The sequence below is a fragment of the Bacteroides faecis genome, from assembly GCF_020091505.1.
In the GTDB taxonomy this organism is placed as follows: Bacteria; Bacteroidota; Bacteroidia; order Bacteroidales; family Bacteroidaceae; genus Bacteroides; species Bacteroides faecis.
Genome location: NZ_CP081916.1, coordinates 153,306 through 162,020, shown reverse-complemented (window position 1 = coordinate 162,020; position 8,715 = coordinate 153,306). Strand labels below are relative to the sequence as shown.

Genomic DNA, 8,715 nt, shown 5'->3' with positions numbered 1-8,715 from the left:
GAACTTATGAAAAAGGTATTTTACAGGAGCTGGATTGCAAAACATTTATTGTTTGCCGGCTACTCAACTATCACGCTGCTTGCGTGGGTGTTTACGAAATGGTCAAAAACTGAGGCCAGGCAGTCAACTATCAATCATGAATGTACTCATGCCCGGCAGTGGATTGAACTGACTGTTGCATCCGGATTGCTTATCTGGATCGTAATGCTAATCTGGAATTACTCGGCATGGTGGTTGATCTGTTCCGTGGCTACGTTCTATGTATGGTATATCCTCGAGTGGTGTATCCGTAAGATGATCGCTAGTGTTCTCGCTGACTGCCGGGAAGATTACGATGCCTATCGGCTGATTTCATTTGAACGGGAAGCCCGACTGTCGGAGAAGGATAGTAACTACTTAGAGAATAGCACGTACTTCGCTTGGATGCGCTTCTATTAAAAAGAAAACCGCCTGCTCATCACGAGTTAGCGGTTTAATAACACAAACAAAACAAAATAAAGGGAAAGAATCCCTTAGCTTTTGAGTGAACAAAGATAGTATTAATAATTAGATAGAAGAAAGGAATATGGGATAAGATTGCGTTTTATTAAAATATAGGATGATTATAATATTTGTTTAAGCTATGATTAAGAAGAGTATTTCTATTCAAAACGCACATTTCGTTTTACGTTAACAAGAATAAAAACGTCACAAAATGATTTGGGAAACTCTAACAAATCGTTTTGCCGTTTCTACAAGCATACAGAAAGATGCGAATTCGTGGGACTTTTTTGAACTAAATTTTAGTCCCACGATTTATCCACCAATAATATGCTTGAAACGGCTATTTTCTGCTACCTGCCAGAAAAAAGAAATCCCTGATAATGTATGATTATCAGGGATTTGCTTGATTTTTTCTTTTGTTTTCAGTGATCCGCCTGGGGCTCGAACCCAGGACCCCAACATTAAAAGTGTTGTGCTCTACCTGCTGAGCTAGCGAATCAATCCTTATTTGCGAATCAGTTATTTCCTGATTGCGGGTGCAAAGGTAGTTACTTTTATTTAATTTGCAAGTGTTTCGTAGAAAAAAGTTCCAATTATTTTTCCTCTTTATCGCTTGTTTCTTGATTATCAGTAGTTTCTACTTCATCATATTTTATTCTTTCTTTGTTGATAATAAAGCGTTGATAGTAGGAAAGCATCAAAGTGGTCAGAGGCAAGGCAATGATCATACCCAGCATTCCCATTAATGAACCCCAGATAGAAAGGGATAAAAGGATGATGGCGGGATTCAGTCCCGTAATCTTTCCCATGATTTTGGGGACGAGGAAAGTATCCTGTATAATTTGGACGATAGCGAAGACTGCCAGTGCGCATGCTATAATAATCCAGAAATTCTCTCCCGTATCGGCAGCTTTAAGGATCGCCAATAGGACCGTAGGGAGGAAACCGATGATTTGCAGGTAAGGAACCATATTAAGCGCTCCAATGAAAAGCCCTAGAGCGATAGCCATCGGAAAATCGATAATAAGGAAGCCTATACTGAACAGAATCCCCACACAAAAGGCAACCAGTGCCTGACCACGGAAATACCGATTCATGCCGTCCTGTACATCATGTACGAGGTTGGATGCGAAGGTACGATACTTGTTGGGCAGCAGATGCAGCCATCCTTCGGCTATGACTTCATAATCCAGCAATATAAAGATTACATATAATAATATGATAAAGGAGGCGAGAATGCTGAACAGGATATTGAGCGATTCCGCAAGCAGGGCCCACACTCTGGGCACCGTATCTTTGATGGCTGCAAGAATATTCTCTTCGCTTAATATACGGTTGAGCGCCTGAAGATCAATATTCTCATGAATGAATTCGGAAAGATTCTTGGGTACATTATTCCCGGCTCCATTGGTGAGGTAGGTTACCAGTAAGTCATTCATCCTGCCTATTTCCGAAACCATGGGAGGCACCAACAAATAGAATAAGGATATTCCGACAAGAGTAATCAGAAACAAGGCGCAGAAGATAGAAACAATACGGCTCTTTAACCGTAGCTTATACTGGAAAAACTTGACTAACGGATAAACCATGTAGGCGATCAACCAGGCTATAAAGAAAGGTAATAACACTCCGCTGAGCCGTTCCACAAGCATTAGTATCCCTACCACCAGTACACATCCGATGGAACCACGTATAAAACTGTCGAATGTTATCTTCTTTCTTTCCATATATGTTTTAAATAGAGTTTATATCTTCTGTCCGTCCTCTCCCCGTGCACGGAGGTAGCACTCCCTGCAAAGCGGCTCGTATTCGGCTGTCTCTCCTAAAAGTACCTGCTTGTCATTCTTGACGGTACGATGAGAGAAAGATGCCAGATCACCGCACTTCACGCAGATAGCATGAACCTTGGAGACCTCGTCGGCAATGGCACATAATTGAGGCATCGGTCCGAAGGGATTCCCTTTGAAGTCCATATCCAGTCCGGCGATGATGACACGGATACCGTTATTGGCAAGCTGTCTGCATACGTCAATCAGTCCGTCATCAAAGAACTGTGCTTCGTCGATGCCTACTACATCTATTTCAGAAGTGAACAACAGGATACTTGCCGATGAATCGATAGGGGTGGATGCGATGGAATGACTGTCGTGTGATACCACGTCTTCTTCCGAATAACGGGTGTCGATGGCCGGTTTGAATATCTCTACACGCTGGCGTGCAAACTTGGCTCTTTTCATTCTGCGAATCAGCTCCTCCGTCTTTCCGGAGAACATTGAACCGCAGATTACCTCTATTCTACCTCTTCTTCTGGTCTCTTGTATGTGGTCTTCTGAAAATAATACCATGTGATTTTTGTGCTTTCTTGATTTAATAAATGAATGGACAAAGGTAAACAATTCGATGTACAAGAACTGTTAAATTATCCATTATTTTAAGTTATTGCATAAATTATTCCTACATTCGCACCATAATAACAATGGATGGAAATGAAACAGAAGCTATTAACAGATATTGAGCTGGATGTTCATGAGCTGAAGTTCCTCATGGATACGTTTTCTAAAGAGCCGACTCAGACTTTGTCTGAACTGTTGAAGCGGAGCATCCTGCGTATGCAGGATCGTTTGGAGCAGTTGTCGGAAGAGATAGAAGCTGTCCCGGTGGAAGATTCGCCTTCCGCTATAGCGGAAGTGGAAAGTGAAGTCCCCATTGTTGAAGAACAAGCTCCTGTAATAGAGGAAATTGAATATCCGGTAATAGAAGAGAAGGTCGTGGAAGAGAATGAAGCGACAGCGCTGGGAGAAGATGAACCTGTGATAGTACAGGAACCGCAGGCTGTTGTGGAAGAAACAGTAATTGAGGAACCTGTTGTCGAAGACGAAATGGAAGAGAAAGAAGTGGAAGATGAGTCGGAAGACGACGAATCGCTTCTGATAGAGGAGCCGAAAGCTGCCGTATTGGGCGAAAGCATAAAGATGGCTGCCGGATTACGTCATTCCATCAGCCTGAATGATTCTTTCCGTTTCTCACGTGAGATATTCGGCGGAGACCCTGAACTGATGAACCGTGTTATCGAGCAGATATCAGTCATGAGTTCTTATAAGACTGCCGTGGCATTTCTTGCCTCGAAAGTCAGCGTAAACGAAGAGAATGAGGCGATGACCGACTTTCTGGAGTTGCTAAAAAAGTATTTTAATCAATCAGCATAAAAGTTTATGGGAAAGTTATATGTAGTACCTACGCCGGTAGGAAATCTGGAGGACATGACCTTTCGGGCAATCAAGGTGCTGAAAGAGGTCGATCTGATTTTGGCAGAGGACACACGTACTTCCGGTATTTTGCTGAAACACTTTGAAATAAAGAACGCAATGCAATCTCACCATAAATTTAATGAACATAAAACGGTGGAAAGTGTTGTTAATAGAATAAAGGCAGGTGAAACCGTGGCATTGATTTCGGATGCCGGAACACCCGGGATTTCTGATCCGGGATTTTTGGTAGTCCGCGAATGTGTGCGCAACGGTATCGAAGTGCAATGTTTGCCGGGAGCGACAGCTTTTGTTCCGGCACTGGTAGCATCGGGACTGCCGAATGAAAAGTTCTGCTTCGAAGGGTTCCTCCCTCAGAAGAAAGGACGACAGACACGACTGAAGGCATTGGCAGAAGAACATCGTACGATGGTGTTTTATGAATCGCCTCACCGCTTGTTGAAAACGTTGACACAGTTTGCCGAATATTTCGGCACTGAACGTCAGGCAACCGTGTCTCGCGAAATTTCCAAACTCCACGAAGAAACCGTTCGGGGAAGTTTGGCGGAATTGATAGAACACTTTACCGCTACCGAGCCCCGGGGCGAGATTGTGATAGTATTAGCAGGAATAGACGATTAAAATAACTTCATTTAAAAACGTAAAACGTAAACGTATGAAAAAGTTAGCAGTTTTATTTATGTGCGCAGCCATGTTGGCTTCGTGTGACTTTAAAGGTGGAAGCAAAGACCTTAAGGCTGAAAATGACTCTCTTTTAATGGAATTGACACAGCGTAACGCTGAATTGGATGATATGATGGGAACTTTCAATGAAGTGCAGGAAGGATTCCGTAAGATCAATGCTGCCGAAAGCCGTGTGGACTTGCAGCGTGGTACTATTACCGAAAATTCAGCCAGTGCCAAGCAACAGATTGCTTCTGATATCGAATTCATCTCCAAGCAAATGGAAGAAAACAAAGCTCAGATTGCAAAACTGGAAGCTCAGCTGAAAAACAGCAAGTATAACTCTACTCAGATGAAGAAAGCTGTAGAAGCTCTGACTGCTGAATTGAAAGCTAAACAACAACGTATCGAAGAACTTCAGACTGAACTGGCGTCTAAGAACATTCGTATCCAGGAACTGGATGCAGCTGTCAGCGACCTGTCTGCTGCCAAAGAATCTTTGGCTGCCGAAAACGAAGCGAAAGCTAAAACCGTTGCCGAACAGGATAAGAGTCTGAATGCCGCATGGTTCGTATTCGGAACAAAATCAGAGTTGAAAGCCCAGAAGATTCTTCAGAGCGGTGACGTGCTGAAGAGCGCTGATTTCAACAAGGATTATTTTACTCAGATCGATATCCGTACAACAAAAGAAATCAAGTTGTACTCCAAACGTGCTGAGTTGTTGACTACTCATCCGACAGGTTCTTATGAACTGGTGAAAGATGACAAAGGTCAGCTGACTTTGAAAATTACTAATCCTGCCGAATTCTGGAGCGTATCCAGATACTTGGTTATTCAGGTAAAATAAGGTAGACATACCTGGTTAGAATTGCCAATGTGCTGATTCCTGAATTCAAGAAATTAGCACATTGGCTTTTTTATTTCTCATATTATATATATCACGGAGCCAATGAAATATAAAAATCTCTTTTTTGACCTGGATGACACCATCTGGGCTTTCTCACGAAATGCACGCGACACCTTTGAAGAAGTATATCAGAAATATTCATTTGACCGCTATTTTGATTCATTCGATCATTATTATACACTGTATCAACGACGCAATACCGAACTCTGGCTTGAATATGGAAAGGGAAAGGTGACAAAGGAGGAACTGAACCGCCAGCGTTTCTTTTATCCCTTACAGGCAGTAGGAGTGGAGGATGAGGCTTTGGCAGAACGTTTCTCGGAAGATTTCTTTGCCATTATTCCTACCAAAAGCGGTCTGATGCCCCATGCCAAAGAAGTGTTGGAGTATCTTGCGCCGCAGTATAATCTGTATATCCTTTCCAATGGTTTCCGCGAACTGCAGTCGCGCAAGATGCGTTCGGCAGGAGTAGATCGTTATTTTAAGAAGATCATTCTTTCGGAGGACCTCGGCATATTGAAGCCTTGGCCCGAAATCTTTTATTTTGCTTTATCTGCCACCCAGTCCGAGTTACGCGAATCGTTAATGATCGGTGACAGTTGGGAAGCCGATATTACCGGAGCGCATGGGGTAGGGATGCATCAGGCTTTCTATGATGTGACGGAACGAACCGCTTTTCCTTTTCAACCTACCTATCATATCCATTCACTGAAAGAATTAATGAATTTATTGTAGGTTTTATGGATTAAGTCGTATTTTTGTTGTATTTAATAAATGTATAAAATACGATAACATCATGGATAGTACGCTTCTGCCATTTGCCTTACTTTGTTTTACTTCGTTCTTTACGCTGACCAATCCTTTGGGGACAATGCCGGTCTTTCTGACCATGACACACGGAATGACAGATAAGGAGCGGCAGGCTATTGTGCGCCGTGCCACCATCGTGTCGTTTATAACGTTGATGGTGTTTGTCTTTGCCGGGCAGTTCCTTTTCAAATTCTTCGGTATCTCTACCAATGGTTTCCGTATTGCCGGTGGAGTAATTATCTTTAAGATTGGTTTTGATATGCTTCAGGCACGGTATACTCCGATGAAACTTAAAGACGAAGAGATTAAAACCTATGCCGATGACATCTCCATTACTCCTCTTGGAATTCCGATGTTGTGTGGTCCCGGGGCTATCGCTAACGCCATCGTTTTGATGCAGGATTCTCATACTTATGCAATGAAAGGTATATTGATCGGAACAATCGCCTTGATTTATCTGCTGACGTTCTTCATTCTCCGTGCTTCCACCCGACTGGTGAAAGTACTGGGAGAGACCGGAAATAATGTGATGATGCGTTTGATGGGATTGATTCTGATGGTGATTGCAGTGGAATGCTTTGTGAGTGGAGCGAAGCCGATATTGGCGGATATTGTGAGAGAAGGGCTGAGCGGTATCTGCAAGTAGAAGTCTGTATTGTGGGGAGGAACGGATAAGATTACTTTCATGTGTAAATTCGGAAATGAAAAATAAAAAGCGAGAGGTTGTGTCAAAACGCTGGCACAACCTTTTTTTATGCACAAAGCCCAGACTTTCACAAGCCCGGGCTTTGTTATTACCCAAAGTTTTTGTATCTTTAGGCATAAAGTTTTTCGTTATGGCAAAGTTACATTTTCGTCCTTACATTCCCAACCAAACAGTTCTTTTTCCCGGAAGAATTGATGAAAACATAGCAGCGAACGATCCGGTTCGCATAGTTAATACTGTTGTTGATAATCTCAATCTTGACAATTTCAAGAAGCTTTATAAAGCAACCGGTCGTTGTCCTTATCATCCTAAAATGATGCTTAAGGTGATTATCTACGCCTACATGAACAATATCTATTCGTGCCGCAAAATAGAGAATCTTCTCCTACGTGATATTCATTATATCTGGCTTTCCGGTAATGAACATCCGGATTTTATTACCATCAACCGTTTTCGAAACCGTGTAAAAGAGGAAATAAATACCGTATTCACGCAGTTGGTTCTTGTCCTTGCCGACAAAGGTTTCATCAGCCTTGACGTAGAGTATATCGACGGTACCAAGATTGAGTCCAAAGCCAACAAATATACTTTTGTCTGGCGCAAGACAGTCGAAAAGAACCGTACAAAGCTGATGGATAAGATCCGCATTCTCCTGGAGCAGGTGGATGAAGTCATAGCCCAAGAGAACTCCATGAAAGATACACCCGTAGAGTTCACTCCCGCCATGCTCTCAGATATAGTGAATGAACTTAAAGAGGTGCTGGAACACCAGCCTGTAACAAAGGACAAGGAACAAAAGAAGGTCATCCGGGAAAAGAAGAAACAGGTCCGGGAACTTGAGGAGTACCGTGACAAGTTGATAGAATACGACAACCATCTTGATACTCTTGGAGAACGCAACTCCTACTCCAAGACCGATCCTGATGCCACCTTCATGCGCATGAAAGAAGACGCCATGAGAAACGGACAGACCAAACCCGGATATAATCTGCAAATAGGTACCGAGAACCAATTCCTCATAGACTTCCGACTGTTTCCCAACCCAACCGACACACTGACCCTCATACCTTTCTTCCACTCCTTTGAGCAACGCTATAACCGCTTACCAACTGTCGGTGTGGCAGACTCCGGTTACGGCTCGGAAGAAAATTATCGGTTCATGCAAGATAATGGGATAGAAGCCTTTGTCAAATACAACTACTTCCATAAAGAACAGCGTCCCCGTTATACCCCCAATCCATTCCATGCGGAGAGTCTCCATTACAATGCGGGGGAGGATTATTACGTTTGTCCTATGGGGCAGCACATGAACCGTATAGGAACTAGACGTGACAAAACAGCAAGCGGATACATCACCGAAAGTGCCCGATATAAAGCACAAAGATGTGAAGGGTGTCCTTTGTGTGGCAGTTGCTTTAAAGCTCGGGGGAACCGTATGATAGAAGTCAACCACCGGTTAAACTAATACAAACGGCAGGCACGGGAAAGGTTACTCTCGGAAGAAGGCATCAGGCATAGGGGAAGGCGATGTATAGAACCGGAAGCAGTTTTTGGACAAATGAAACACAACATGGCATACAAAAGGTTCCGGCATGTGGGAGAAGACAAGGTTACAATGGACTTTGCCTTCTTTGCTATAGCTTTTAATATCAAAAAGATGTGTACAAAACTACTAAAAGCAGGAAAGAGAAGGAGTGCACACACTATATTTATCTTTATCAGACCACGTGTGACTCAAAATACGACGAATATTAAGCCTTATTACCTAATTACTGAAAAAATAGTCGCATAGACAAAAAAGAGGAACGACTATTTTATATTAAAAAAAGAAGGGGATGTGCCTTAGTTTTGACACAGCCCCTCGTTATTAAAATGGTTTC

Annotated in this window: 8 protein-coding genes, 1 tRNA gene and 1 pseudogene; 7 read left to right on the top strand and 3 right to left on the bottom strand. The window is 42.8% G+C overall.

Features of this window, described 5'->3' with window-relative positions:
• The first annotated feature begins 6 nt into the window (after positions 1-6).
• Positions 7-438 carry a hypothetical protein gene (locus K6V30_RS01070; RefSeq protein WP_055270366.1) on the top strand — a complete coding sequence of 144 codons (432 nt, stop codon included), beginning with the start codon at positions 7-9 and terminating at the stop codon, positions 436-438.
• Between the two features lie 471 nt (positions 439-909).
• Here the strand turns inward: K6V30_RS01070 and K6V30_RS01065 are convergent.
• From K6V30_RS01065 to K6V30_RS01055, 3 genes are all read right to left on the bottom strand, one after another.
• Positions 910-982: transfer RNA gene (locus K6V30_RS01065), tRNA-Lys, on the bottom strand.
• Positions 983-1,076: 94 nt separating this feature from the next.
• Complete coding sequence (locus tag K6V30_RS01060; RefSeq protein WP_008763838.1) at positions 1,077-2,210, bottom strand: AI-2E family transporter; 1,134 nt, start codon at positions 2,208-2,210, stop codon at positions 1,077-1,079.
• An 18-nt stretch (positions 2,211-2,228) separates the two neighbouring features.
• Positions 2,229-2,828 (bottom strand): thymidine kinase, encoded by a 600-nt coding sequence (locus K6V30_RS01055; RefSeq protein ID WP_008763837.1) that lies wholly within the window; start codon positions 2,826-2,828, stop codon positions 2,229-2,231.
• Positions 2,829-2,969: 141 nt separating this feature from the next.
• Between K6V30_RS01055 and K6V30_RS01050 the strand changes: the two genes are divergently transcribed.
• The 6 genes and pseudogenes from K6V30_RS01050 (at position 2,970) to K6V30_RS01025 (ending at position 8,627) form a co-directional block, all read left to right on the top strand.
• Positions 2,970-3,689 (top strand): hypothetical protein, encoded by a 720-nt coding sequence (locus tag K6V30_RS01050; RefSeq protein ID WP_055270492.1) that lies wholly within the window; start codon positions 2,970-2,972, stop codon positions 3,687-3,689.
• A 6-nt stretch (positions 3,690-3,695) separates the two neighbouring features.
• Entirely contained in the window at positions 3,696-4,370 is a 675-nt protein-coding gene (gene rsmI / locus K6V30_RS01045; protein WP_008763835.1) for a 16S rRNA (cytidine(1402)-2'-O)-methyltransferase, read from the top strand.
• Between the two features lie 34 nt (positions 4,371-4,404).
• Entirely contained in the window at positions 4,405-5,259 is an 855-nt protein-coding gene (locus K6V30_RS01040) for a Cbp1 family collagen-binding glycoprotein adhesin (protein ID WP_008763834.1), read from the top strand.
• A 102-nt stretch (positions 5,260-5,361) separates the two neighbouring features.
• Positions 5,362-6,054 (top strand): YjjG family noncanonical pyrimidine nucleotidase, encoded by a 693-nt coding sequence (locus tag K6V30_RS01035; RefSeq protein WP_055270364.1) that lies wholly within the window; start codon positions 5,362-5,364, stop codon positions 6,052-6,054.
• 61 nt (positions 6,055-6,115) lie between these two features.
• Positions 6,116-6,775, top strand: a complete 660-nt coding sequence (locus K6V30_RS01030; RefSeq protein WP_010535335.1) for a MarC family protein — start codon at positions 6,116-6,118, stop codon at positions 6,773-6,775.
• 190 nt (positions 6,776-6,965) lie between these two features.
• Positions 6,966-8,627: pseudogene (locus K6V30_RS01025) on the top strand (IS1182-like element ISBthe2 family transposase).
• Positions 8,628-8,715 lie beyond the last annotated feature (88 nt).